The organism is Photobacterium sp. 270122K (genome assembly GCF_059941365.1).
The window spans coordinates 174,726-198,755 of sequence record NZ_JBPOEN010000007.1 but is presented as its reverse complement, the minus strand read 5'-3'; the positions used below and the strand labels follow the sequence as shown (position 1 = coordinate 198,755).

Sequence of the window (24,030 nt, the reverse complement as noted above, 5' to 3'; positions counted from 1 at the left end):
ATACACCATGACCACCACGCTTTTACTGACAGGTTGCAGTACCGGGATCGGCTACTATTGTGCCCATGCGCTTCACAAGGCGGGCTATGTGGTGGTGGCCAGTTGCCGTCAACCCGAGGATGTCGCGCGCTTACAAGACGAAGGCTTGCTCTGTGTGCAGCTTGATATGGATGATGAAACCTCCATTGAGCAAGGCTTAGCTGACGCACTGATCCTGACTGGCGGACGACTGGATGTGTTGTTCAACAATGCCGCTTACGGGCAACCCGGCGCATTGGAAGATTTGCCGACCGACGCACTGCGTCAGCAATTCAACAGCAACTTTTTTGGTTGGCACCACCTCACTAAAGCCGTAATCCCCCTGATGCTCAAACAAGGCCATGGCAAGATTGTGCAAAATAGCTCAGTACTGGGACTGGTCGCGATGCGCTACCGCGGCGCGTATAACGCCAGTAAGTTTGCCCTTGAAGGCTATACCGATACCCTGCGCTTAGAACTGTCAGATACCCCCATTCATGTCAGCCTGATCGAACCTGGGCCGATTGAAAGCCAATTTCGCGCCAATGCAAAAGCCCGCTTTGAGCAGTACATCGATATCAACACCTCACGCCATCACGACAACTATCAGCAGACCTTGTCTCGGCTGGGCAAAGACACCCCGTCCAATGCGTTTACGCTAGGCCCCGAGGCCGTATTTAAACCATTACAAGCGATCATCAACAGTGCCCATCCGGCCCCGCGATACTATGTGACGCAGCCTACTTACCTGTTTGGCTTCTTACGCCGCATTCTCCCTACGCAATGGCTCGATAAACTGCTGAAAAAAAGCACCTAACTCACAGCGTGTCTATTTTTCAATCAAGCCAGCCATTGTGCTGGCTTTTACATAACTGGCTATTAATTAACAATAAACACAGAAGTTCACGATCAAAAAGACAGCATATCGCCACGTCTAATTAGCAAAAACAGCGCGTTGATTTCACCCTGTAAGAAATTCCCCAAAAAAACAAAGAAACGTCATATTAGTGTCACATACCAAGGTTATCTTAATCAGGTAAGCTGAAAGCGGTCCCTACCCTGCGTTCACTTGCCCCCTGAACAATAAAAACATTAACAAAACAAAATAAGGTGTAGTCATGACATTGCGCCAAATTAATCTTCTCTGTGTCTGCGTGACACTCGCATTAATGTTGACGTTTCAATAAAAATGGAGAGCACGTGCTCTCCTTTTTTATTTCCTGATACCGTTCACACCTTCCTCATCACAGATACCTTGAAATCCTGCACGTCTCCCCCCATAACTAGTGATAATACTGACCTTTAGGCATTGTCTATATCGGTTTCCTATTCCATCCACGACCACTGCGCAGGGAGTGAAGATAAATCCATGTACGAGCCACTTGCTATCGAACTGAACGAACAAAACCTTCAACAGGTCATTGAGCAATCAATGCAAACGCCCGTGGTGATCAGCTTCTGGGCGCCATCCATGCCAGAAACCCGGGAAATCAATCATCTGCTTGAAAACATCGTGGCGTCATACCCGGGCATGCTGACGATGGCAACCCTGAACTGTGAAGCACAACCGATGGTTGCGGGTCAATTTGGCGTACAAAGCTTGCCAACAATCGCCCTGTTTAAAGACGGTCGTCCTATTGATGGCATGGCCGGTCCGCAAACCGAACAATCACTGCGTGAGATGCTCAACAAATACCTGCCAAGTCAGGACGAACTCGCGTTAAAAGACGCCTTAGAGAAAGTCGAAAATCAACAATATACCGAAGCCCTGACCTTACTACGTCCCCTCACCGCGACCTTTGGTGAACACGCGGTAGTCAAACTGGCCGTGGCCGAATGTCTGATTGAAACCAAGCTGTATGACGAAGCGGAAGCCATTCTGGCCACCATTTTGATGCAAGATCAGGATGCGAAATACAAAGGATTAATGGCGAAGTTAGAGTTGCACAAACAAGCGGCAGATTCCCCTGAGATCCGCTTATTAGAAGAGAAATTGGCGGCAGAGCCAACCAACCTTACGCTGGCATTTGAATTAGCCGTACAGTACAGCCAAGTGGATCGTGCGGAAGAAGCACTGGAGCTACTGATTGGCCTGCTACGCAAAGACCTGAACTTTGCCGACGGCAATGCGAAGAAAACCATGATGGATATTCTCGCGGCGTTAGGCCAAGGCAATGCACTGGCAAGCACATACCGTCGTCAGCTGTATTCACTGCTGTACTAATACGGTATTAAGCAAAGCAAGCCGCCCCCACTCGGCTCGCTATACATCGGCCGGGAAGCCCGTTCCCGGCCGGTGACAAAATCGGCACCGACGTGATCGCCCACACCGCTATTTTTTGTGTTGGCACAAGCCTTCAATAATGGGACAACTCGCCCCTTCATCACCCGGACACTGTGCAGTTAATGCTTCCAGCGTTTGCTTCATCTGCAAGAGTTCATTGATTTTTTCATCAATTTCCACCAGCTTCAGCTCCGCTTTTTGCTTCACATCCGCACTGCGTCGCTGTGGATCGCGGGAAAAGGCCAATAATTCTCGGCTCTCATCCAACGTGAATCCCACCAGCCGTGAGCGGCGGATCAAATGCAGTTCATCCACATGTTGCTGATGGTACTGCCGATAACCGTTTGCCGCCCTGTCTGGCGGAGAAATAATGCCTTTTTCTTCATAAAAACGGATTGTTTTGGCGGTCAATCCGGTGCGTTGTGCAATGTCACTGATATTCATAAAACTCGCCTTGCCTTTCACGGCAGGTTACAACCGATACTCTCTTTATTATTTGTGCTTCACGCCGGAACCTCAACCCTTTAGCAATAATCAACGGCCACATTGATAAAAACATTGACCTTCCAGTTGATGGAAGCTTTATTATGAGCCATCTTCGTTATCATGCTTTGTGCATAGAGGCGCTATTATGGCTGAATTTACCCTTTCATTAGGCAAGGTACGGTGTATGAACTGTGCCGGAAAAATCCAAGCAGCACTGACTGCGTTACCCGATGTCACGTCCGTTTCGGTGGATACACAACACGCAGTGATCCACGGCGATCTCGCCCCCGACACCGCGATCAACACGATCGAAGAGTTAGGCTATGAAGCAGGCTTTCATTACGAATTGCCGTTGGCGGGGCTTTCTTGTGGCAAATGCGTGGGCAAGGTTAACGCCGCGTTAGACGCCCATCCTGCTGTCACTGACTACCAAGCCAGCAAAACCCATTTATCTATCACCACCCGCCTGAGTCTGGCCGAAGTGGTTGCCGTGATCACCTCGCTGGGGTTCTCCGTACCAGAAAATGTGCCTGAGCATGCGTCTGTGGCCTCTCCAAATACGATCGAGAACGCCGAGGACGAGGCAGCGAAAGAGGCCATCACCCCGCCGACGGAACAATCGGAAGCCGTATCGGGCACGCAAACCCAGCAGTTTATTTTGTCAGGCATGACCTGTGCCAGTTGTGTGGCATCGGTAGAAAAAGCGATCCGTGCCGTTGACGGTGTGAATACCGCCAACGTGAACTTGGCTGAACGCACAGCCTTGGTCAGCGGCGATGTGGATGCCAGTGCCATTATTCATGCGGTAGATGCGGCAGGCTATGGCGCCGAATTATCGGAAGACGAACAGACCCGCCGTGAACGCCAACAAGTTCAAAACGCCCAGATTTATCGCCAACACATGCGTAATGCCTATATAGGCCTTGGTGTCGGTATCCCGCTCATGGCGTGGGGCGTGTTCGGCGGCAGCATGATGATCACCTCCACCGCCAGCCAAATCGGCTGGGGACTGGTTGGCATTCTGACATTGGTGTTGTTACTGACCATTGGTCGCCATTTCTTTGTGAATGCCTGGAAAGCCTTCAAGCACCACCGTGCCACCATGGACACCTTGGTGGCTCTGGGCACTGGCGCGGCGTGGCTCTATTCCATGTTGGTGGTCATTGCGCCGGATCTCCTGCCAATGCAAGCGCGTCACGTGTACTTTGAAGCCTCCGCGATGATCTTAGGCTTGATCACCTTGGGCCATGCGTTAGAAGCCCGTGCACGCAGTCGTACTTCAAAAGCCCTTGAGCAGCTTATGGATTTACAGCCGCCTACGGCCGTCATTGTGGAAAACGGCGAAGAACGCGAAGTGCCACTGGCTGACGTTCAAACGGGCATGTCAGTTCGTTTATACCCCGGCAGCAAAGTGCCGGTGGATGGCACCATTGTGCAAGGGCAAAGCTACATTGATGAATCGATGCTGACCGGTGAGCCGCTACCCGCGAACAAGCAGGCTGGTGATACCGTGCATGCGGGGACGATAAACCAACACGGTACCCTGCTGTTCACGGCCGAAAAAATTGGTCGCGATACCATGCTCGCGCGGATCATTGAGTTAGTTCGCCAAGCGCAAAGCAGCAAGCCCGCGCTGGCGCGTTTAGCAGACACTATTTCGTCTATTTTCGTCCCGACCGTGATGATCATTGCGGTACTGACCGCCATGGTTTGGTACTACTTTGGGCCTGATCCATCGTCCAGCTACATGCTGGTCACCGCCACCACGGTACTGATCATTGCTTGTCCGTGTGCATTAGGACTCGCCACCCCGATGTCCGTCACCGTGGGGATCGGTCGCGCCGCAGAGTACGGGGTATTAATTCGTAACGCAGAAGCGCTACAAGTGGCCGCAGACGTCGATACGGTCGTGCTAGATAAGACAGGCACCCTGACAGAAGGCAAGCCTCAGCTCGTGACTCAAACGCACTACCACGGCTTCAGCGCTGAGCAGGTTCTGCAATTAACCGCCAGCCTTGAACAAGGCTCTGAGCACCCGTTAGGCCGTGCAATTATCGACGCCGCCAAAGCGGCAGATTTGCCCCTACAACCCGTCGAGCAATTTCATGCCACACCGGGATTTGGGATCTCAGGGGAAGTGGATGGCCATGCGCTGTTATTGGGTAATAAACGCTTGCTGGAACAGCACGGCGTGGATTTTTCAGCATCCGCAGATGATGCTGACACCATCAGTCATCAAGGGATCACACCGATTTATGTCGCCATTGATGGTCAGTTAGCCGGGATCCTCGGGGTCAGCGATCCACTGCGTCATGACTCCATTGCGGCGATTGAACGCCTGCAAGCCATGGGGCTGGACGTAGTCATGCTGACCGGTGATATTGAAGCCACCGCCAAGGCAATCGCTCAACAAGCGGGGATCACGCAAGTCATTGCCGGGGTACTGCCGGATGGCAAAGCCTCCGAAGTACAGCGCTTGCAGCAACTAGGCAAAAAAGTCGCCATGGTGGGTGATGGCATCAACGATGCGCCGGCACTGGCACAAGCAGAAGTCGGCATTGCGATGGGCAGTGGCAGTGATGTGGCCATTGAAAGTGCGCAACTGACTTTGGTGCGTCACTCGTTACATGGCGTGGCCGATGCGATCCAACTGTCTCGTGCCACCTTGAAAAACATGAAGCAGAATTTGTTCGGGGCCTTTATTTATAACAGCCTCGGGATCCCTGTTGCTGCCGGTGTGCTTTTCCCATTTACCGGTGCGCTACTGAGCCCAGTGGTCGCAGGCGCGGCAATGGCGCTGTCTTCTATCACGGTGGTGAGTAACGCAAATCGACTACGGTTATTTACCCCGTCAGGCATTACGTCGCCCAGCCGTACACGTTCATCACAGAAGGATGACTAACATGACAGCAATTCTTGGCTTGTTCCTGATTGGGCTTATTATCTGGTGGTTCTGGTTACACCCTGACAGCAGGAAGTAAGCGCTACTTTACGGTTCTGTCCGGCTATCTGGCCGGACAGGTACTGTACATACCCCCTCACGCATTGAATCACAACGCAGACTGCTATACCTTGAAGACTGAATGGTCTTCGCGTCATGTATAAACGGTGATTATGTCTCTCTCTTTTCTCAAGAAAATATTCGCGCACGCTTTCGTGCTTCTGCCTTTTTTCTCTGCACACGCCGCCGCCGAGCCGATGGTCTGGCTGGCCGAAAAAGGCGATCGCAACTTTACCTTTTTAGGGGCTATCCATGTTGGCTCTGCCGATTTCTATCCGCTACCCTCGGCGTTTTTACAACGCTGGCAACAGGCGGATGCGCTGGTGGTAGAAGCAGATATTCTGCAACCGTTCACCCCGACGCTCGACCCCACCATTCCCGCCACACAACGCTTATTGTCATCCGCAGAGCAACACAACCTGAGCACACTGGCGAATAAGCTCTCCCTGCCCAGCGAGCCACTCTTGCAATCACCCCCTTGGCTCAGTGCCATTACCCTGCAAATGACCATGGCGACACAAGCGGGCCTCTCCGCAGACAAAGGCATTGATGTCACATTGCTTAAACGCGCCAAAGCCCAGAAGTTACCGGTAATGGAACTCGAAAGCCTCGCGCAACAAATTCGCCTGCTGGAAACGCTGGACGATCACGGTAAAGATTTACTGTTAAGCACCATCAATGAATGGGATGACATGCAATCGCAACTCAACTGCTTGTTAGCGGCCTGGAAAGCCGGTGATGAGCAACAACTGCTAGAGTTAGTCGATGACAGCCAATATGACGCGCACACCGACGATGTATTGATCAAGAAGCGTAATCACGACTGGGCGACACAGTTAACCCATGCGCCCGCGTATCAACACGGGAATTTTGTTGTCGTCGTCGGTGCCATGCACCTGTTCGGCAAGCAAGGCGTGCCTGCTCTGTTGGCACAGCAAGGGTTTGACGTTTCCTTGCTCACTCAGGGCACAAACGTTCACTGTAAATAACACGCGACCATCAGACAGCGAGCACCGCCATGACGTTATTGGATACACTCGACGATAGACAACGCGGACGGGTTTACACCCTACTCGGGGTCATGATTTTAAGTTTCGACAGCCTGCTCGTGCGCCTCATTGATGGCCACGAGTGGACCTTGATATTCTGGCGCGGTCTGTTGCCTGCCATCGTGCTGTTCACCGTGCAATGGCACCAAGATCGCACTGTCATCATCAAGCATGGTTTGCGTCCGGCCCTCAGCACCCTGCTGGTCGCACTGCTGTTTTCTGCCTCCACCATCTGCTTTGTGTTTTCCATCGACAGTACCGAAGTCACCAGTACCTTGGTCATCGCCAATACCGCGCCGATGATCACCGCCATTCTGGCGTTTTTCTGGCTGGGAGAACGATTAGATAAAGCGACGATGTTGGCCATTGTTATCGCGGTCGGCGGCATCTGGCTCGTATTTGCCGGTCAAGCCAGCTCTGCCGAGTTAAAAGGGGATACCTTCGCTCTGGTCACCGCCGTCTCCATGTCGGTGTATCTCATCATGCTCCGCAAGACAAAAGCCCAATATGCAAACGTCTTTTTGATTTATTCCGGCTGCTTTACCGCAATCATTTCGCTATTGGCTGGCGCTCAACCCTTTTCACTCTCATCCTCTGAAGCCCTTTACACCGTCTTACTGTGTGCGGGTGTCGTGCCATTTTCACTCTTGCTGATCTCCCTTGGCCCCAAATACCTGCCAGCGGCTGAAGCCAGTTTGATCTTGCTGCTGGAAATCCTCTTCGGCCCATTACTGGTCTGGTGGTTTCTCGGCGATGCCCCTTCCAAAGAGGTCGCGATGGGCGCGGCAATCATTGTTGTGACCTTGGCTGGCCACACCTTGTGGATGTCGCGGCAAAGCCCAAAAGCGTAATAAATCAGTAAACACCAACACCCAGAAAGCAAAAAGCCTCGTCATTTCTGACGAGGCTTTCATGTAAAAAGTGGGCAGAGAATAAGGGATATATCCTAAACGGCGCGACTCACCACTTTTGACAAACGTAAAAAAGCCCCAGTCTTTCGACTGAGGCTTCGATTAAATATTTGGGTGTATGGTCGGTGAAGAGGCCGCGCTCGAAATAAATCAGGAACCCCCGCCCCTCTGGTCCGCCTCTACCCAAGATCAGAGATGCGCAACCACACTCCGCTACTCACCGACAGACATAACGGTTTCTACAACCACCTTTTGACAGACGTAAAAAAGCCCCAGTCTTTCGACTGAGGCTTCGATTAAATATTTGGGTGTATGTTCGGTGAAGAGGCCGCGCTCGAAATAAATCAGGAACCCCCGACCCTCTGGTCCGCCTCTACCCAAGATCAGAGATGCGCAACCACACTCCGCTACTCACCGACAAACATAACGCTTTTCACAAACCACTTTCTGACAAACGTAAAAAAGCCCCAGTATTTCAACTGAGGCTTCGATTAAATATTTGGGTGTATGTTCGGTGAAGAGGCCGCGCTCGAAATAAATCAGGAACCCCCGACCCTCTGGTCCGCCTCTATCCAAGATCAGAGATGCGCAACCACACTCCGCTACTCACCGACAGACATAACGCTTTTCACAAACCACTTTCTGACAAACGTAAAAAAGCCCCAATCTTTCGACTGAGGCTTCTAATAGTGGTCGGTGAAGAGGGATTCGAACCCCCGACCCTCTGGTCCCAAACCAGATGCGCTACCAAACTGCGCTATTCACCGACATACATAACGGTTTTTACAAACCACTACGTTTAATAGTGGTCGGTGAAGAGGGATTCGAACCCCCGACCCTCTGGTCCCAAACCAGATGCGCTACCAAACTGCGCTATTCACCGACATACATAACGGTTTTTACAAACCACTACGTTTAATAGTGGTCGGTGAAGAGGGATTCGAACCCCCGACCCTCTGGTCCCAAACCAGATGCGCTACCAAACTGCGCTATTCACCGACATACATAACGGTTTTTGCAAACCACTACGTTTAAATACTGGTCGGTGAAGAGGGATTCGAACCCCCGACCCTCTGGTCCCAAACCAGATGCGCTACCAAACTGCGCTATTCACCGACATACATAACGGTTTTTGCAAACCACTACGTTTAATAGTGGTCGGTGAAGAGGGATTCGAACCCCCGACCCTCTGGTCCCAAACCAGATGCGCTACCAAACTGCGCTATTCACCGACATACATAACGGTTTTTGCAAACCACTACGTTTAAATACTGGTCGGTGAAGAGGCCATCAAGATCTACAAGGTTTTAGCAACCCCCGACCCTCTGGTCCGCTGGTCCGCTGTTACCGAAAAGCAGAGATGCCCTTCCTAACAACGCTATTCACCGACATACATAACGGTTCTTACAAACCACTACGTTTAAATACTGGTCGGTGAAGAGGCCGATCAAGATCTACAAGGTTTTAGCAACCCCCGACCTTCTGGTCCGCTGTTACCGAAAAGCAGATATGCTCTTCCTAACTACGCTATTCACCGACTTGTGTAAAAGATGATTAAAACCTTTTACTTGACGACAGCGCCAACGCTGCCGAGGTCGCTTATATTACTCAGCCATAGAGATTTGGCAAGAGTAAAACCCATTTTTTTTCATTTCACGATTCAATTGCTCGAAGAAGCACCAGCAACGATGAAAAAGCGATCAACACCACACACACAAACACTAATTAACCACAACTTTATCACCTTTGATCCAGATCATCGCAACAAAAATGCATCATTCGTTATGGTAGCCTTAATTGTTGCGCACCAAAGGAGTTATTATGGATTTTTGGCTAGACCTGCTTTTCGGCAATGCCGTGGGCCTTTCATCAATGATCGTTATCTTTGGGGCGTTAGGCTTAATGCTATTTTTTGGCGGCTTCTTTGTCTACAAAGTGCTGTCGGCTCCGTCTCCTCACTAGCACCATTTCGCCAAGCCAGCTGCTTGCGCCAGGATCAGCCTTGCCAGTGTTGATCCTGGTTTTATTTTTTCTCTCTTCAAGAAATGGGTATAATTACAATCCTGTACACCCAATACCTTGAATGATCATGTCTGATAATGATGAACGCGATTTCTTTCGTGAAATGATGGCGGATGTCGCTCCTATCCAACAAGATACCGTCACACTTTCTGCTCAACATCACACCACAGAAGCACATCTTGCGCGTCGTTTAGCGGCACAAACACTCTCTGACAGTGATCCTGACTATTTATCACTGGATTATGCCAACATGGTTAAACCCGATGATTTGATCGAATTCAAACGTGACGGTGTGCAAGATGGCGTATTCAGAAAGTTGCGATTGGGTAAGTATGACATCCACGCGCGGCTTGATTTGCACCGCAAAACCTTGCGAGAAGCTCGCGATGACGTGCTTAATTTCCTGCGCCAGTGCCAACGAATGGATATTCGTACCGTGATCATCGTGCATGGAAAAGGAGAAAAATCCAATCCTCCGGCACTCATGAAAAGCTATGTCAGCACGTGGCTGGCACAAATCAGTGATGTCATGTGCTTCCACTCAGCATTACGTCAACACGGAGGCAATGGTGCTCTGTATGTCATGCTGAAAAAGAGCCCTGAAAAGAAATTAGAAAACCGAGAACGTCACAGTAAGCGTCAAGGCTAAACAGAAACGTTGACACCGAGAATAAAACGACAAAAAGGAGCCTTTGGCTCCTTTTTTGATTCCGATATCTAAGCCGTCAATCGACGCTACGCTTGCATCACAACACGTACCGCCAACAGGATCAAGACAATGCCAGAAAGGCGATCAATCAACTGGGCTTTAGTACGTAGTTTGTCGAGTACACGTGGGTTAGACAGCACAAAGGCAATCAAGGTGTACCATAAGCCATCCACCAACAATGGCGTGGCGACGATAATGGTACGGCTACTGAACTCAGTCCCCACCGCCACAAACTGGCTGAACAAAGCCAAAAAGAACAACGCCAACTTCGGGTTCAACAATGAAATCATCGCGCCATCACGCGCCGCTTCCCACAAATTGCTTGGTTTTCCGGCAGCCAGTTTGGCCGCCACGCCCCCTTTTGAACGTAACGCATTCACGCCTAAATACGCCAGATAACCGGCACCGGCGTAAGTGATCACATCAAACAATAGGGGGGACTGCTGCAGGACTAAAGCAAGCCCGAGCAAGGTCAGTAAGGCATACACGCCCACGCCCATCGCGTGCGCCCATGACGTTACCAACCCATGAACGCGTCCGCCAGATAAACTGTGTTTCGCAACCACTGCCAAACTTGGCCCGGGTGACATCGCACCGAGCATGCAAACCATTAATAACGAAAGCCAAACCGTGAAAGTCATTGCCATTCTCCTTAAGTAATGGCGCTACTGTAGCAATGACGCACTATTCGTGGAAATCAAAAGAAATCATCGTGGCAATGAATTCAAATCATAGCCCACAAATAGGATCTACATGGAATACATAGAATCGCGCAATACCGTCAGAATTTGTTCCCGCGCCCAACGATGCGCAGGATCGGCATCATAACGCGGGTGCCATAGCAACCAATAGCGGTGCTCTGTCGTCACCAATGGCATGGGTTTATAGCTCAGCGGGAAATGTGCTTGCATGTTATGAGCAATGTGCTGCGGTATCACCATCAACATATCTGTGCGACACACAGTATTAAACGCGGCACTGAAAAACGGGACGGATAAGCGCACCTCTCGCTGCAAACCCTGTGCGCGTAATGCGCCGTCGACAAAACTGTCTTTATCACCACCAGCAGACACCCTGACATGAGGGTACAAAGAAAGATCACTGGCCGACAGCGCCGGTACCGTAGCCAGAGGATGCTGATTGTGCATCACCACCACCGGAAAATCCGCGCCAATCTGTGCGCCACACAAACCATCCGGAATAGCAGGCAGCATCGTCGATACCAGCTGAATATTTAGCTCCGCTAACTGACCGATTTGTGCCGGTTGCCAAAGCTGATAATGCAACGTTAATACGGGGGCCTGCTGGCGCAATTGCACCACAATGTCAGGCAAAATATATTGTGCCACGTAATCTGACGAGGCCATCACCATCGCCCCTTTCCAGTGCTCGGGGCTGAAGGTGGGATCCACCAGCAAATCACCGCAATCTGCCAATATTTGATCAATTCGTGGTTTTAGCTGACTGGCTTTTACCGTTAATACCAAGCCGTTCCCTTCACGGATCAACAGTGGGTCAGCAAACATTTCACGTAACTGTGTCAATTGCCGACTGACGGCTGACTGCGTCAGGCACAAGCGCTCAGCACTGTGGCTAACATGCTGCTCTTCCAGCAAAATTTGCAGTGTCCGCAATAAATTCAGATTAATGTGATCCATCACCGCCCCTCAGCCACAACAGCGCTATGCTTTGGCTAAAGCCGCAAATTGGCCACCGGTCAGTGCCAACAAATCCGCAGGCGCGAGCTCGATTTCCAGACCACGACGCCCCGCACTGACACAAATCGTCTCAAACTGCTGTGCACTGCTATCAAGGAACGTCGGCAGGCGTTTCTTTTGCCCCAACGGACTGATCCCACCGACAATGTAACCCGTGGTTTTCTCTGCCAAATGCGGGTCTGCCATATCAGCTTTCTTTCCGCCTGCAGCTTTCGCTGCTGCTTTCAGATCCAGCAGGCCGGCCACTGGTACTATCGCCACGGCCAGTTTCTTCGGATCGCCATTCAATGCAAACAGCAGGGTTTTAAACACGGTTTTCGGATCCTGCCCTAATGCCTCTGCCGCTTCTAACCCAAAATTGGTGTTCGCCGGATCATGTTGATACTGGTGAAGGGTATGGGCAATCTTCTTCTTTTTCGCAAGGTCAATAGCAGGCGTCATAACAGATCCACTTCATCTATCAAAAAAAAACAATATAGCCCAAGCGCCTGTCAGCCCCAATATAAAAGCGCCACCATATACTCAAAGTAAGGTTGCCAACATAAAAGAAACGGACACACAAAAACGCCCCGGTTCAACCGAGGCGTTGCCTGACTTCGACTGTTGCTGCTAAATCAATTAGCGGTAGGTAATTTCACCCCGAGGTGCAAAGGCATTCACATCAATAGGGCTGTTGGCTTCCAAGTATTCTTTCAACACTTCTGCATCCACAAAGCCCGTGTTCACATACCCAGAGTGATCGCTCAGTTTCGGATAACCGTCTCCCCCTGCCGCATTAAAGCTCGGCACGGTAAAGCGATATGTCTCAGCGGGGTTCAGTGCCTTGCCGCCAATTTTTACATCGCTCACTTGCCCATTTTGCACTGTCATCGATACGCCATAGAACTGGGCATACGCGCCAGAGTCCACCGGCTTGGTCGCCACTGCATTCAGGTAGCCCAGCACTTCCGCTCCCGTCATATCAGTGTACGTCACAATATTGCCAAACGGCTGCACCGTCAGCACATCTTTATAAGTGATATCCCCACCGTCAATGGAAGCACGCACGCCACCGGAGTTCATCACAGCGAAATCGGCTTTCGCCCGTTCCATGTGCGACGCGGCAATCAAACGGCCTAAGTTAGTTTGCTCAAAACGCACCACATCACGATCCCCTTCCAACTTACCGTTAGACTGGGCAATTTTTACATTCAGCTGCTCTTGCCCTTGTTCTTGATACGGCTGCAAAAACGCTTTTACATCGGCATCTTGGGCAATTTCGTCTTGAATAAACACGCGCTGTTTAGAGCCGTCCGGCAAGGTCACTTTCTTCTTCAGGTTCACCGGGATCAAATCGTAGCTGATCATACGCAGCTCACCGTTTTTGAACTCAAAATCGGCACGACCGACGTATTTCCCCCATTCGTGAGCTTGAACTATCCACGTGCCGTTTTGCTGATCCGGCTGGCAAGCATCGCCTGGCTTAAAATTCTTGTTGTAAAGATTCGGGCCTTCCATACACACTGGCTCTTGTGAGTGACCACCCACAATCATGTCCAATTTACCCGGCTCCATAAAGCGCGCCAATGCCACATCGCCCGGTGCGTTCACGCCACGCTGCCCATTGGCATAATGGCCCATGTGCGTTGCCGCGATGATCACGTCCGGGTTCTCCGTTTGCTCTAATTCCGCAATCAGAGCTTTGGCTTCCACTTTCGGATCGCGAAATTCCACGCCACCAATGTATTCTGGGTTACCGATTTTGGCCGTGTCTTCGGTCGTCAAGCCAATCACCGCAATCTTCAGCCCTTGCTGCTCAAAGATCTGGTACGGCTGAAATAAACGCTTACCGGTTTGCTTGTCATAAATGTTGGCAGACAGCATCGGGAATTCCGCCCACGCTTCCTGCTTACGCAACACGTCTAACGGATTATCAAATTCATGGTTACCCAGCGCCATAGCATCGTAACCCAGTAGATTCATCCCCTTAAAATCCGGTTCGGCATCTTGTAAATCTGACTCAGGGACGCCGGTGTTAATATCGCCGCCTGACAGCAACAATGAGGTTCCCCCTGCGGCCGCGATCTCAGCACGTAATTGATCCAATAAGGTTTTTCTGGCGGCCATGCCATACTCACCATGATTATTCTGCCAAAAGCGGCCGTGATGGTCGTTGGTATGCAAGACGGTGAATTTATAGGTTTGATCCGCTTGCCACGCAGGCGCCGTGACACCGGCAGAGCCCGCACACCCCGTTAATCCCGCCAAAATGGCCGCTGCCAGCCCTGCTTTAATCAAAAAATTCTCTGCCATGAGTGGCTTATCCTTATTGTTTGAACGTTACTTTTTATTATTTCGTCTATTTTACGTAACAGTGCCAATCGCACTAAACAGCATCCGAAATTCTGTTATCGGGATCACTTTCCCGTTCGCTCCACAACGAAAAATCTCCCCTCTTCGACGCCGGGATCTTTTCTCTCGACGTAAAAAAGCCCCACCGAAGTGAGGCTTCTTGCTTTTTTAAACGCCGCTTCAAACGCAACGTAAGGGTCAGGCCATTACGCAGCCGCAAGCTTACTGGATGGATGCTTCAAGAAAATGGCAACAATGGCTGCCACAGCCAAGAACAAACAGTAGTAAGAGTGTGATACCACCTCTAGCGGTGACAGACTGAAAACAGAGCCCAACAACAACGCTTGTGCGCCATAAGGTAACAAGCCCTGTACCACACAAGAGAATATATCCAACAAACTGGCTGAACGACGTGGCGTTACGCCATTTTCTTCCGCCAATTCACGTGCCACACCACCCGATACAATGATCGCAACGGTATTGTTCGCCGTGCAGCAGTTGGTCATGCTCACCAAGCCCGCAATACCCAATTCACTCGCGCGCAGGTTCTGACCTTCAGAATGTTGCTTACTGAACACACGGATCACTCGGCTCACCAATTGTGTCAGATAGGCCAGACCGCCCTGGCGGCGCATCAGTTCTCCCATACCGCCAATCAGCATAGACAGCAGGAAGATTTCCTGCATGTTGCCAAAGCCCGCATAAATGTCTTTGCTGTAGGTGGTCAGATCGTAGGTCTCAGACGAGATCAGACCAATGCCCCCCGCCAGCACAATGCCTAAGCTCAACACAACAAAGACATTCATACCCGATACGGCCAGCACCAAGATGGTGATGTACGGCACGACTTTCAGCCATTCGATCTGCGTGGTCGCAGGCAAGTCCGTTGGTGTGCTGCTGAACAAGAATAGCGCCATCGCGGCGATGGCGGCAGGCAACGCGATACGGATATTCTCGCGGAACTTGTCTTTCATCTGACAACCTTGAGAACGGGTTGATGCAATGGTGGTATCAGAAATGATCGACAAGTTGTCACCGAACATGGCACCGCTCAGTACCACACCGGCGGTTAACGCCACATCCATCCCTGCGGTTTGGGCGATCCCCAATGCCACAGGCGCAACGGCCGCAATGGTCCCCATCGAGGTGCCCATTGCTGTCGCAATAAACGCAGATATCACAAAGATACCCGGTAGGATCATGCTCGCAGGCAGCATAGCAAGACCAAGGTTTACCGTGGCATCCACGCCACCCGTGGCTTTCGCGACTGAGGCAAAAGCACCGGCAAGCAGGTAAATCATACACATTGCAATGATGTCGCTATGGCCGACACCACGCAAAAATTGCTCAATGGCTTTATTGAGTTTTTCTTTACTCAACAAAATCGCCACGACGACAGCCGGTAATACCGCTACCGGTGCAGGCAATTGATAAAAGGCAAAATCAACGCCTTGTAACGTTAAGTAAGTCCCCACTCCAATAAAGAGAGTAAGGAATATCCCCAGGGGGAGTAAAGCCAAGGCTGACGGCGAAGGCTCTGTTGTTGATGGTTGTGTTTTATTCGACATGATGACTACAGGACATCTATTGTAAATTGATGGCTTAGACTAAGTGTTGCCGCTATCGCAGTCAACTTATAGACGTCTAAACATCTAAAAAAGATCCCGTTCCCCAACTGTTTTCACTTCAACTTTATGCATTTCTCTTGCCAAAAAATGACTGATTGATTCACGGCAAAAAAAACAATAAACGTGTCACCGATCACACTAATTTGAAAAGCATACATACATGCAAAGAATACTCGTCACTTATCCGTGCGAAAATTCCTACAAGACTATAATATTCAGCGCAAAATTCCCCATAAGGATTAAAAAAGAAACCATGACGCTGACCTTAAAACAAAAATTGATCGGTGCAAGCCTGTCCGCAGTTGTCATTATGGCCACTGCGCTGACTTGGATTGCAGCGGGTCAACTGTTTGAGCAAAACCGCAATGGCATTTATGCTCGCGCTGAAAGCTTGGCTGATGCCACAACGGTCGGTATCACCGATTGGGTCGACATTCGCCGTGATATTGCCTCTGCGTTTAACGACCATAGCCAAGCACAAGACAGAGTACCGTTCTTGCAACAAGCACGTAATGCCGGTGGTTTTGACGATATCTACTTCGGCACACCTGCCGGTCAGATGTACCGCTCTCACCCAGAGCGTAACCGCGCGGACTACGATCCCCGTACCCGCCCTTGGTACCATGAAGCACAAAATGCCCGCCAGCAAATCATCACAACCGCCTATCAAGATGCCATCACCAATGCCTTACTGATCACCATTGCCGAACCGCTATACAGTAACGGGGCGCTCACCGGTGTCGTTGGAGCTGATGTGCTTATCGATCAGCTGATTAATGATGTGATCAATCTCGATGCAGGCAAAAATGCGTACGCCATGTTGATCAATAAGCAGGACAACACCTTTCTCGCTCACCCTAATCAGTCCCTGCTGCTAAAACCGATCAACACCCTAAGCAATGAGCTCAATATCGGTATGATTGAAAAATCAATACAGACAGGCACCATTGAAATCGCCCACGTCAACAACCAAGAAAAACTGTTCTATTTTGCTGATGTCCCTCATACCGATTGGGTGCTCGGCATTGAAATGGATCGTGCCACAGAAGAAGCCAGCCACGCCTCCTTACTGCGCCAGTTGATCCTGACCGCGATCGTCATCACTGCCCTCGTGATTGGTGCGGTGACCTTGCTGGTCAATTACCTGTTCCAAGATCTGACTCGCGTGTCTGACGCACTGGCCGAGATTGCCACCGGTGAAGGCGATCTGACCCAGCGTCTGGAACCTCGCAGTGATGATGAAGTCGGTCTGTTAGCGCATAACTTCAACCGCTTTGTAGGCAACATGCATGCGATGGTGGTGAAACTAAACGAAGTGTCTCTGTCGCTGAGCGCACAAGCGCATCAAACCGCGTCACAGGCAGAAGTGCGCAGTAAACGTATTCAGCACCAGCAAGATGAAATCAACATGGTCGCAACGGCGATCAATGAGATGGCCGCCGCCACACAAGAAATTGCAGGTAATGCCGACAACACTGCGCGTACTGCGGGTGATACTGTCAATGTGTCAGAGCATGGTGCGACACAAGTTAACCAGAGCCAACAGTCTATCTCGAGCCTGGCCGGTGAAGTGGATAGCGCTACAGGCGTGATCCGCGAACTCAATACCCATGCGCAAAGCATCAATACCATTTTGTCGACCATTCAGGGCATTGCCGAGCAAACCAACTTGTTGGCACTGAACGCAGCGATTGAAGCGGCCCGTGCCGGTGAACAAGGCCGAGGCTTTGCGGTCGTCGCCGACGAAGTGCGTATCTTGAGTCAGCGTACCCACGCCTCGACTCAAGAAATTCAGCAGATGATTGAAACGTTACAACAAACCACAGGACGCGCTGTCGGCATCATGGAAGACAGTCGCCGTCTGGCTGAAACCAGCGTAGACGATGCGAACTCAGCTTCTACCAGCCTGTCACAAATCAACAGTGCGGTGACCAATATCAGTGATATGGCCACACAGATTGCCTCTGCGGCGGAAGAGCAATCTTCTGTCACCAGTGAGATCACCCGTAACACGGAAGGGATCCGCGATGTGTCGAATGCCCTAGCCCAAGAAGCCGATGCCGCTGCGCGACAAGCCGCGGAACTGTCTGAGCTATCTAACCAGCTACAGCAAGAGATAAACCGCTTTAAGTTGTAAGCGCTGAACGTCAGACGTTAAAACGTAAAAAGGCGATATCTGCAAAGATACCGCCTTTTTTATTATTACATTTTCTGTTTATTTGTCTGGCAGGTTAACGGTATACAACTTAGATCAAACCAAACACAATTGCCGAGACAGCCAGTACACCCATCACCAAGACAAAGTAAGTACTCATATGACGGCGGTACGCTTTCAAGGCATCAACCTTCAGAACCGCAATCATTGGCATTAGGAACAAGATCATCGCAATAACAGGACCTGACAACACTTCCATCATGCCAAGAATGCTTGGGTTCATTACCGCTGCAAACCAAATAGCAAAGAATAAGAAAGCAATACCCAGCTTATCAATGGCACGAGCGGGTAATGACACCTGCTTTTGCATCATGCCATTGAGGCTTTCACGGGCACCCATGAAGTGGCCTAAGAACGACGATGAAATTGCAATGAAGGCGATGAATGGGCCCAACAGTGCAATGAATGGGCTGTTATAAATGTTCGCCAAGTATGACAGTACCGAGACATTCTGCAGTTTCGCTTCTTGCAGTTGTGCTGGCGTCAGGCTAAGCACACAAGAAAAGACAAAGAACAACACAAAAGCAATCAGCATGATTGAAGTGCGCTTTAAAATCAGCTCTGATTTCACGCCAGCTTGCTGACCGTAATGACGACGTTGTGCATGCACAAAGCTTGAGATGGCAGCCGCATGGCTAAAGGCAAACACGGATACAGGGATCGCTAACCACAAAGACACCGCAAACGCTGGAACATCCATACCCAAAGACAGATCAGGCCATTGCCATGATGGGATCAGATACAAAGAAAGACCCGCCAAAATTGCCGCCAATGGGTACACGATAATTTCAAAGGCACGCAGCATAACACGCTCACCTGCCATCATCACCGCAATCATCAAAAACACCAGTAGCCCAGACAACGCCACACGCGATGGACTTTCCCAGCCAAGCTGGTTAACAATAAAGCTATCCACGGTGTTCGTCAGACCCACGCCGTAGATCAGCAGAATGGGGAAAATAGACAAGAAGTACAGCAAGGAGATCAAGCGGCCCGCTTTCTGGCCAAAATGCTCTTCAACCACGTCCGTGAAATCGGATTCTGGGCGCGAAGAGGACAACACAAAACGCGCTAAACCACGGTGAGCAAAATAGGTCATCGGGCCCGCTAACAATGCCATGATCACCATCGACCAAAAGCCGCCCATACCGACGTTAATCGGCAAAAATAGGATCCCGGCCCCGACTGCCGTACCGAAGAGACTCAGCATCCAACTTGTATCGTGCTTGTTCCAACCGGCAGTTTGCTGCGTTTCGCAAACAGGCTGAGTTTCTTGAGATAATGACACGTGACCACCTAGCTATACAAAATAATAATCGGTGGTGAGTATGCATAGTCAGCAGGAAATACTCAAAACGCGGCAGGCAGACTTACGACTTAATACCGACCAACTCTCTGGGGTGAAAAACCACGCCTTTAGCAAAAAGTCAGGATTTAATACAACAATTAAGCATTAGGTAGGAATAAAACACTAAAATTTTAATTTTTGCGTTTTTTTATAAAATGGGGCAAATCGCTCAATATTGATTAATAAAACAACACCCCGGCAATCACTTGCCGAGGTGCTTATCACTATTCTGCTTGCATCACCACGCTAAACAGCGTGATCGCAGGGCATCATCAGTTAATTTCGATCGCTTCAAAACCTTTGATCAAGTCATCCAGTTGTTTCAACTGACGCAAGAACGGTTCTAGCTTATCCAATGGGAAGGCCGATGGACCATCACAACGCGCTTGATCAGGGGTTGGGTGTGCTTCCATGAACAAGCCAGCAATACCGGTAGCCAAACCTGAGCGTGCCAAGTCAACCGTCTGCTCACGACGACCGCCAGAAGCCGCGCCACCTGACTCACGGCACTGCAGTGCGTGGGTCACATCAAAAATGATCGGGCTGCCTTTCGACGCTTTTTTCATTACGTCAAAGCCCAGCATGTCTACCACTAGGTTATCGTAGCCGTGCAGCACACCGCGCTCACATAAAATGATGTTTTCGTTGCCACATTCAGCAAACTTCTCAACGATGTTACCGACTTGACCCGGGCTCATGAACTGCGGTTTCTTCACGTTGATCACCGCACCGGTTTTCGCCATGGTTTCAACCAAGTCAGTTTGACGCGCCAAGAAAGCAGGAAGCTGGATCACGTCAACCACATCAGCCACAGGTTGTGCCTGATACTGCTCGTGAATGTCAGTGATGATTTTTACGCCAAACGTGTCTTTCAGCTCTTGGAAGATCTTCAATCCTTCTTCCATACCTGGGCCACGGTATGAATGCACAGATGAACGGTTCGCCTTGTCAAAAGACGCCTTAAATACATAAGGGATCCCTAGCTTATCGGTCACTTCGACGTACTTCTCACAGATCTGCATCGCCAAATCACGAGATTCCAGTACGTTCATGCCGCCAAACAGGACAAAGGGCTTGTCATTGGCAACGTCAATATCACCAACGCGAACAACTTTTTGTTCCATCATCTTCTCTCTTTAGATTGTCATCGCTACTGTCAGTGGAAGACCAGCGGCGCTTTGTGGAGCTCTTCGACCTGAATTTTCAACAGCTCAGCTGCGGGATCTTCAGGGCATTGCTCGATAAAATATTCGTAGTCCATGATCGCAGCATGGCTGCAATCCAACTGTTGATAAATATAGCCGCGATCGCGAATTTCATGAGGGTCCCCCGGCCGAAAGGCATCCAACGCGACATCACTGCAGCGTAAGGCTTCAGCAAATTGGTTTTCACGCAAGAACGCACTTTTCATCACCGTGAGCCAACGCGCTAAAATGTCGGTATTGTCTGAGGTCAGGAAATATTCATCCCGCAACTCGGTAAACGGGCCATGATGGCCTTTCAACCACGCGCCCATCATGCGCTTGCTCAGATACTCGCCATCAAACGGGTTGATGTACTGCGTCTCTGCATCAAACCATTCTACCTTAAGCACAAACTGGGTCGGGAAGCCTACGCCGAATACCGGCAACTCCAAGCGTCGCGCCAGATACAGAAAAATCGCTCCCAGACTGACCGGGATCCCTTTCTTGCGCTCAAGCACGCGATCGAGATAAATATTCTCTGACGAGAAATACTGCTCGTGATCCCCTTGGAATCCCCACTCACGGTAGAACAGGCGGATCAGCCCCTCAAGGCGTAATTGTGCATTCGGTTCATCCAGTAACGCATGCTCGGCCTCTTCGGCTAAACGCGTTAATTGAAGACGCACCCATTCATGGGGGAAACCCGGCTCAACCGCCGCGGTCATCGCTAATGCGCCTTCAACCAGCGGCATGTCATCCCATTCTTGTTCGGCAAAATGTAACATGATTATCCCAGGAACGGTGTTTTGGTCATGGCGATCTTGGCAGCAGCCATCAGCCACCCCAATGCACCGAAGAACGCAAAGGTTTTAAAGACTTTATTGCTGCCCATTTTCAGGGTAAAGAAGCCCAACGCAATATAAGCCAGCACACAGCTCAACTTCTGCGTCAGCCATGAGCCCGCTTCAGTGAACGGCATAAAACCCGTGATAAAGATCAACGCCACACCGCTAAGTAGCAGTACGGTATCCACAATGTGCGGGGTGATTTTCAGAAACTTTTTATCGTTCAGTGGCGAATTCGCCATCATCAGGATGTAACGTACGACAAAAAGCAGCACGCTCAATGCAATCGCCACGAGGTGCAGATGTTTCATTGCAAAATACATATTCATGATTTTTATCCTTGCCAGCAGCCCATCGTGACACGATCAAGGCCTGCATAATCCTGTGCGGTAGACACCTGCTGGTAGCCTAACGCGAGTAAAATGTCTCTTACCGCTTGCCCTTGCTCAAAGCCATGCTCCATCAACAACCAGCCGCCCGTCTGCAAATGCACACGGCCTTGCTCGCTGATAATGCGAATATCCGCCAAGCCATTGTCATCCGCCACCAGCGCACTCTTGGGTTCAAAGCGTACATCGCCTTGATCGAGATGCGGGTCTGCTTCATCAATGTACGGTGGGTTACTCACGATCACGGCAAAGCGATCATCAGCCGTCAGCGGGCTATACCAGCTGCCCGCCATAAAACGCGCATTGGGAATGTGTAAGTGCGTGCGGTTTTCTTCTGCCAATGCCGCCGCTTCAGGGCGTAAATCAATCCCTGTTACTGCGATATCACGACGTTCAGAGGCCAGCGCCAACGCAATAGCGCCAGTGCCCGTCCCCAAATCCAACACGTCACATGGGCCAGCAGGGATTTTATCCAACGCCAATTCCACCAAACGTTCGGTGTCCGGGCGGGGGATCAACGTGTGCGGCGCCACTTTCAACGGCAGCGACCAAAACTCACGTTCGCCGACGATGTACGCCACCGGCTCTCCCTGCAGACGGCGCGCCATCACCGCTTCAAACGCGGTCAATTGCGTGTCATCCAAGTTTTTTTCGGGCCACGTCAGCAAATAACTACGTGGCTTATCAAGCACATGGCACAACAACACGGCGGCATCAATGTGCGGGCTCTCAGAGCCCGCTGCATTCAATTGCTCCACCGCATGCTTTAGCTGGGCGTCAATTGAATGTGTCATTAGTGTTGCTCAGCCATCGCTGCCAGCTGATCGGCCTGGTGCTCTTGGATCACCGGCTGAACGAGCGTATTCATATCACCTTCCATCACCTCATTCAGACGATAAATGGTCAGGTTGATACGGTGATCAGAGACGCGACCTTGTGGGTAGTTGTACGTACGGATACGGTCTGAACGATCGCCCGAGCCCAACAAGTTACGACGGGTGCTGGCCTCTGCTTCGTGACGACGTTCTTCTTCCGCTTTGATGATACGCGCCGCGAGCACAGCCATCGCTTTGGCTTTGTTTTTGTGCTGTGAACGCTCATCCTGACACTCTACAACCGTACCGGTCGGTAAGTGCGTAATACGGATAGCAGAGTCGGTGGTGTTAACGTGCTGACCACCCGCGCCTGAGGCACGGAAGGTATCAATTTTTAAATCTGACGCTTTGATTTCAGGCAGATCCGCTTCTGGGATCTCCGCCATTACCGCAACCGTACAAGCCGAAGTATGTACACGACCCTGTGATTCTGTCGCAGGCACGCGCTGTACGCGGTGACCGCCTGATTCAAACTTTAAGATGCCGTACGCGCCATCGCCGTTCACTTTCGCGATCATTTCTTTATAACCGCCTTGCTCAGAACGGCTTTCACTGATCACTTCAACACGCCACCCTTGGCGTTCAGCGAACTTGCTGTACATACGGAACAAGTCACCCGCGAAAATACCCGCTTCATCACCGCCCGCACCGGCACGGATTTCGACGAAACAGTTACGCTCATCGTTTGGATCTTTCGGGATCAGTAGAACTTGAAGTTCGTCTTCCAGACGTTCGATCTCTGATTTAGCTTCCTTGACTTCTTCCTGCGCCATTTCACGCATTTCAGGATCGTCTTCATTGGCCATTTCCTCGGCCGTCACCAAATCTTCCTGCGCTTGTTGATACGCCTGGAAACATTGGGTTACTTCCTCCAGTTGTGAATATTCACGGGAAAGCGCACGGAACTGGTCCTGATTCCCAATCACCCCTGGATCACTCAGCAGGTGCTGGACTTCTTCATAACGCTCAACCAGCGTTTCTAATTTCACTAAAATTGAAGGTTTCATATGAGTTTCT

At 50.6% G+C, this 24,030-nt stretch carries 20 protein-coding genes and 5 tRNA genes; 8 read left to right on the top strand and 17 right to left on the bottom strand.

Features of this window, described 5'->3' with window-relative positions; genetic code table 11:
• Positions 1–7: 7 nt before the first annotated feature.
• Positions 8–835 (top strand): SDR family oxidoreductase, encoded by an 828-nt coding sequence (locus tag ACSF8W_RS14305; protein WP_500847948.1) that lies wholly within the window; start codon positions 8–10, stop codon positions 833–835.
• 552 nt (positions 836–1,387) lie between these two features.
• Positions 1,388–2,242: a co-chaperone YbbN gene (locus tag ACSF8W_RS14300; RefSeq protein ID WP_500847947.1), complete on the top strand. Its 855-nt coding sequence runs from the start codon at positions 1,388–1,390 to the stop codon at positions 2,240–2,242.
• A 108-nt stretch (positions 2,243–2,350) separates the two neighbouring features.
• Here the strand turns inward: ACSF8W_RS14300 and cueR are convergent, their stop codons facing one another.
• On the bottom strand, positions 2,351–2,746 hold the full coding sequence (gene cueR, locus ACSF8W_RS14295) for a Cu(I)-responsive transcriptional regulator (RefSeq protein WP_428477802.1): 396 nt from the start codon (positions 2,744–2,746) through the stop codon (positions 2,351–2,353).
• A 187-nt stretch (positions 2,747–2,933) separates the two neighbouring features.
• Between cueR and ACSF8W_RS14290 the strand changes: the two genes are divergently transcribed.
• The 3 genes from ACSF8W_RS14290 to ACSF8W_RS14280 all read left to right on the top strand — a co-directional run bounded on the left by ACSF8W_RS14290 (position 2,934) and on the right by ACSF8W_RS14280 (position 7,689).
• Entirely contained in the window at positions 2,934–5,690 is a 2,757-nt protein-coding gene (locus tag ACSF8W_RS14290) for a heavy metal translocating P-type ATPase (protein ID WP_500847946.1), read from the top strand.
• A 212-nt stretch (positions 5,691–5,902) separates the two neighbouring features.
• Positions 5,903–6,778, top strand: coding sequence for a TraB/GumN family protein (locus ACSF8W_RS14285; RefSeq protein WP_428477800.1), 876 nt, complete (start codon positions 5,903–5,905; stop codon positions 6,776–6,778).
• A 29-nt stretch (positions 6,779–6,807) separates the two neighbouring features.
• On the top strand, positions 6,808–7,689 hold the full coding sequence (locus tag ACSF8W_RS14280; protein WP_500847945.1) for a DMT family transporter: 882 nt from the start codon (positions 6,808–6,810) through the stop codon (positions 7,687–7,689).
• Positions 7,690–8,439: 750 nt separating this feature from the next.
• On the opposite strand, the gene ACSF8W_RS14275 is transcribed toward ACSF8W_RS14280, so the two are convergent.
• From ACSF8W_RS14275 to ACSF8W_RS14255, 5 genes are all read right to left on the bottom strand, one after another.
• Positions 8,440–8,516, bottom strand: a tRNA-Pro gene (locus ACSF8W_RS14275).
• Positions 8,517–8,555: 39 nt separating this feature from the next.
• A tRNA-Pro gene (locus ACSF8W_RS14270) sits at positions 8,556–8,632 on the bottom strand.
• A gap of 39 nt (positions 8,633–8,671) precedes the next feature.
• Positions 8,672–8,748: transfer RNA gene (locus ACSF8W_RS14265), tRNA-Pro, on the bottom strand.
• A 40-nt stretch (positions 8,749–8,788) separates the two neighbouring features.
• Positions 8,789–8,865: transfer RNA gene (locus ACSF8W_RS14260), tRNA-Pro, on the bottom strand.
• A 39-nt stretch (positions 8,866–8,904) separates the two neighbouring features.
• A tRNA-Pro gene (locus ACSF8W_RS14255) sits at positions 8,905–8,981 on the bottom strand.
• Between the two features lie 589 nt (positions 8,982–9,570).
• Here ACSF8W_RS14255 and ACSF8W_RS14250 point away from each other — a divergent pair.
• Positions 9,571–9,711 (top strand): DUF3149 domain-containing protein, encoded by a 141-nt coding sequence (locus ACSF8W_RS14250; protein ID WP_428477798.1) that lies wholly within the window; start codon positions 9,571–9,573, stop codon positions 9,709–9,711.
• A gap of 127 nt (positions 9,712–9,838) precedes the next feature.
• Positions 9,839–10,420, top strand: a complete 582-nt coding sequence (gene smrA / locus ACSF8W_RS14245; protein WP_500847944.1) for a DNA endonuclease SmrA — start codon at positions 9,839–9,841, stop codon at positions 10,418–10,420.
• Between the two features lie 86 nt (positions 10,421–10,506).
• Here smrA and ACSF8W_RS14240 read toward each other — a convergent pair whose 3' ends face one another.
• The 5 genes from ACSF8W_RS14240 to ACSF8W_RS14220 all read right to left on the bottom strand — a co-directional run bounded on the left by ACSF8W_RS14240 (position 10,507) and on the right by ACSF8W_RS14220 (position 16,097).
• Positions 10,507–11,121 carry a LysE family translocator gene (locus tag ACSF8W_RS14240; protein ID WP_500847943.1) on the bottom strand — a complete coding sequence of 205 codons (615 nt, stop codon included), beginning with the start codon at positions 11,119–11,121 and terminating at the stop codon, positions 10,507–10,509.
• 108 nt (positions 11,122–11,229) lie between these two features.
• Positions 11,230–12,138, bottom strand: a complete 909-nt coding sequence (locus ACSF8W_RS14235; RefSeq protein WP_500847942.1) for a LysR family transcriptional regulator — start codon at positions 12,136–12,138, stop codon at positions 11,230–11,232.
• A 24-nt stretch (positions 12,139–12,162) separates the two neighbouring features.
• A complete protein-coding gene (gene ybaK, locus ACSF8W_RS14230) occupies positions 12,163–12,639 on the bottom strand; it encodes a Cys-tRNA(Pro) deacylase (protein WP_500847941.1) in 477 nt (158 codons plus the stop codon).
• A 177-nt stretch (positions 12,640–12,816) separates the two neighbouring features.
• On the bottom strand, positions 12,817–14,490 hold the full coding sequence (ushA, locus tag ACSF8W_RS14225; RefSeq protein WP_500847940.1) for a bifunctional UDP-sugar hydrolase/5'-nucleotidase UshA: 1,674 nt from the start codon (positions 14,488–14,490) through the stop codon (positions 12,817–12,819).
• A gap of 245 nt (positions 14,491–14,735) precedes the next feature.
• Entirely contained in the window at positions 14,736–16,097 is a 1,362-nt protein-coding gene (locus tag ACSF8W_RS14220) for a Na+/H+ antiporter NhaC family protein (RefSeq protein ID WP_500847939.1), read from the bottom strand.
• 313 nt (positions 16,098–16,410) lie between these two features.
• On the opposite strand from ACSF8W_RS14220, the gene ACSF8W_RS14215 reads away from it, so the two are divergent.
• Positions 16,411–18,294 (top strand): methyl-accepting chemotaxis protein, encoded by a 1,884-nt coding sequence (locus ACSF8W_RS14215; RefSeq protein WP_500847938.1) that lies wholly within the window; start codon positions 16,411–16,413, stop codon positions 18,292–18,294.
• Between the two features lie 109 nt (positions 18,295–18,403).
• Here ACSF8W_RS14215 and ACSF8W_RS14210 read toward each other — a convergent pair whose 3' ends face one another.
• The 6 genes from ACSF8W_RS14210 to prfA all read right to left on the bottom strand — a co-directional run bounded on the left by ACSF8W_RS14210 (position 18,404) and on the right by prfA (position 24,020).
• The gene (locus tag ACSF8W_RS14210; protein ID WP_500847937.1) at positions 18,404–19,660 is read right to left on the bottom strand and encodes an aromatic amino acid transport family protein; all 1,257 of its coding nucleotides are present in this window, start codon (positions 19,658–19,660) and stop codon (positions 18,404–18,406) included.
• A gap of 332 nt (positions 19,661–19,992) precedes the next feature.
• Positions 19,993–20,847, bottom strand: coding sequence for a 3-deoxy-8-phosphooctulonate synthase (gene kdsA, locus ACSF8W_RS14205; RefSeq protein WP_500847936.1), 855 nt, complete (start codon positions 20,845–20,847; stop codon positions 19,993–19,995).
• Positions 20,848–20,876: 29 nt separating this feature from the next.
• Entirely contained in the window at positions 20,877–21,689 is an 813-nt protein-coding gene (locus ACSF8W_RS14200; protein ID WP_500847935.1) for a SirB1 family protein, read from the bottom strand.
• Positions 21,690–21,691: 2 nt separating this feature from the next.
• Positions 21,692–22,072 (bottom strand): SirB2 family protein, encoded by a 381-nt coding sequence (locus ACSF8W_RS14195; protein WP_500848021.1) that lies wholly within the window; start codon positions 22,070–22,072, stop codon positions 21,692–21,694.
• A gap of 11 nt (positions 22,073–22,083) precedes the next feature.
• Complete coding sequence (gene prmC, locus ACSF8W_RS14190) at positions 22,084–22,932, bottom strand: peptide chain release factor N(5)-glutamine methyltransferase (protein ID WP_500847934.1); 849 nt, start codon at positions 22,930–22,932, stop codon at positions 22,084–22,086.
• Positions 22,932–24,020 (bottom strand): peptide chain release factor 1, encoded by a 1,089-nt coding sequence (gene prfA, locus ACSF8W_RS14185; RefSeq protein WP_500847933.1) that lies wholly within the window; start codon positions 24,018–24,020, stop codon positions 22,932–22,934. The genes prmC and prfA overlap by 1 nt, the downstream gene beginning before the upstream one ends.
• Positions 24,021–24,030 lie beyond the last annotated feature (10 nt).

Coding starts and splice junctions, on each gene's coding strand:
- ACSF8W_RS14305 (WP_500847948.1), top strand. CDS start 8: ATGACCACCACGCTTTTACTGACAGGTTGCAGTACCGGGATCGGCTAC.
- ACSF8W_RS14280 (WP_500847945.1), top strand. CDS start 6,808: ATGACGTTATTGGATACACTCGACGATAGACAACGCGGACGGGTTTAC.
- ACSF8W_RS14200 (WP_500847935.1), bottom strand. CDS start 21,689: ATGTTACATTTTGCCGAACAAGAATGGGATGACATGCCGCTGGTTGAA.
- ACSF8W_RS14285 (WP_428477800.1), top strand. CDS start 5,903: ATGTCTCTCTCTTTTCTCAAGAAAATATTCGCGCACGCTTTCGTGCTT.
- ACSF8W_RS14195 (WP_500848021.1), bottom strand. CDS start 22,072: ATGTATTTTGCAATGAAACATCTGCACCTCGTGGCGATTGCATTGAGC.
- smrA (WP_500847944.1), top strand. CDS start 9,839: ATGTCTGATAATGATGAACGCGATTTCTTTCGTGAAATGATGGCGGAT.
- ACSF8W_RS14220 (WP_500847939.1), bottom strand. CDS start 16,097: ATGTCGAATAAAACACAACCATCAACAACAGAGCCTTCGCCGTCAGCC.
- ACSF8W_RS14300 (WP_500847947.1), top strand. CDS start 1,388: ATGTACGAGCCACTTGCTATCGAACTGAACGAACAAAACCTTCAACAG.
- kdsA (WP_500847936.1), bottom strand. CDS start 20,847: ATGATGGAACAAAAAGTTGTTCGCGTTGGTGATATTGACGTTGCCAAT.
- prmC (WP_500847934.1), bottom strand. CDS start 22,932: ATGACACATTCAATTGACGCCCAGCTAAAGCATGCGGTGGAGCAATTG.
- prfA (WP_500847933.1), bottom strand. CDS start 24,020: ATGAAACCTTCAATTTTAGTGAAATTAGAAACGCTGGTTGAGCGTTAT.
- ACSF8W_RS14290 (WP_500847946.1), top strand. CDS start 2,934: ATGGCTGAATTTACCCTTTCATTAGGCAAGGTACGGTGTATGAACTGT.
- ACSF8W_RS14215 (WP_500847938.1), top strand. CDS start 16,411: ATGACGCTGACCTTAAAACAAAAATTGATCGGTGCAAGCCTGTCCGCA.
- cueR (WP_428477802.1), bottom strand. CDS start 2,746: ATGAATATCAGTGACATTGCACAACGCACCGGATTGACCGCCAAAACA.
- ACSF8W_RS14235 (WP_500847942.1), bottom strand. CDS start 12,138: ATGGATCACATTAATCTGAATTTATTGCGGACACTGCAAATTTTGCTG.
- ACSF8W_RS14250 (WP_428477798.1), top strand. CDS start 9,571: ATGGATTTTTGGCTAGACCTGCTTTTCGGCAATGCCGTGGGCCTTTCA.
- ybaK (WP_500847941.1), bottom strand. CDS start 12,639: ATGACGCCTGCTATTGACCTTGCGAAAAAGAAGAAGATTGCCCATACC.
- ACSF8W_RS14240 (WP_500847943.1), bottom strand. CDS start 11,121: ATGACTTTCACGGTTTGGCTTTCGTTATTAATGGTTTGCATGCTCGGT.
- ushA (WP_500847940.1), bottom strand. CDS start 14,490: ATGGCAGAGAATTTTTTGATTAAAGCAGGGCTGGCAGCGGCCATTTTG.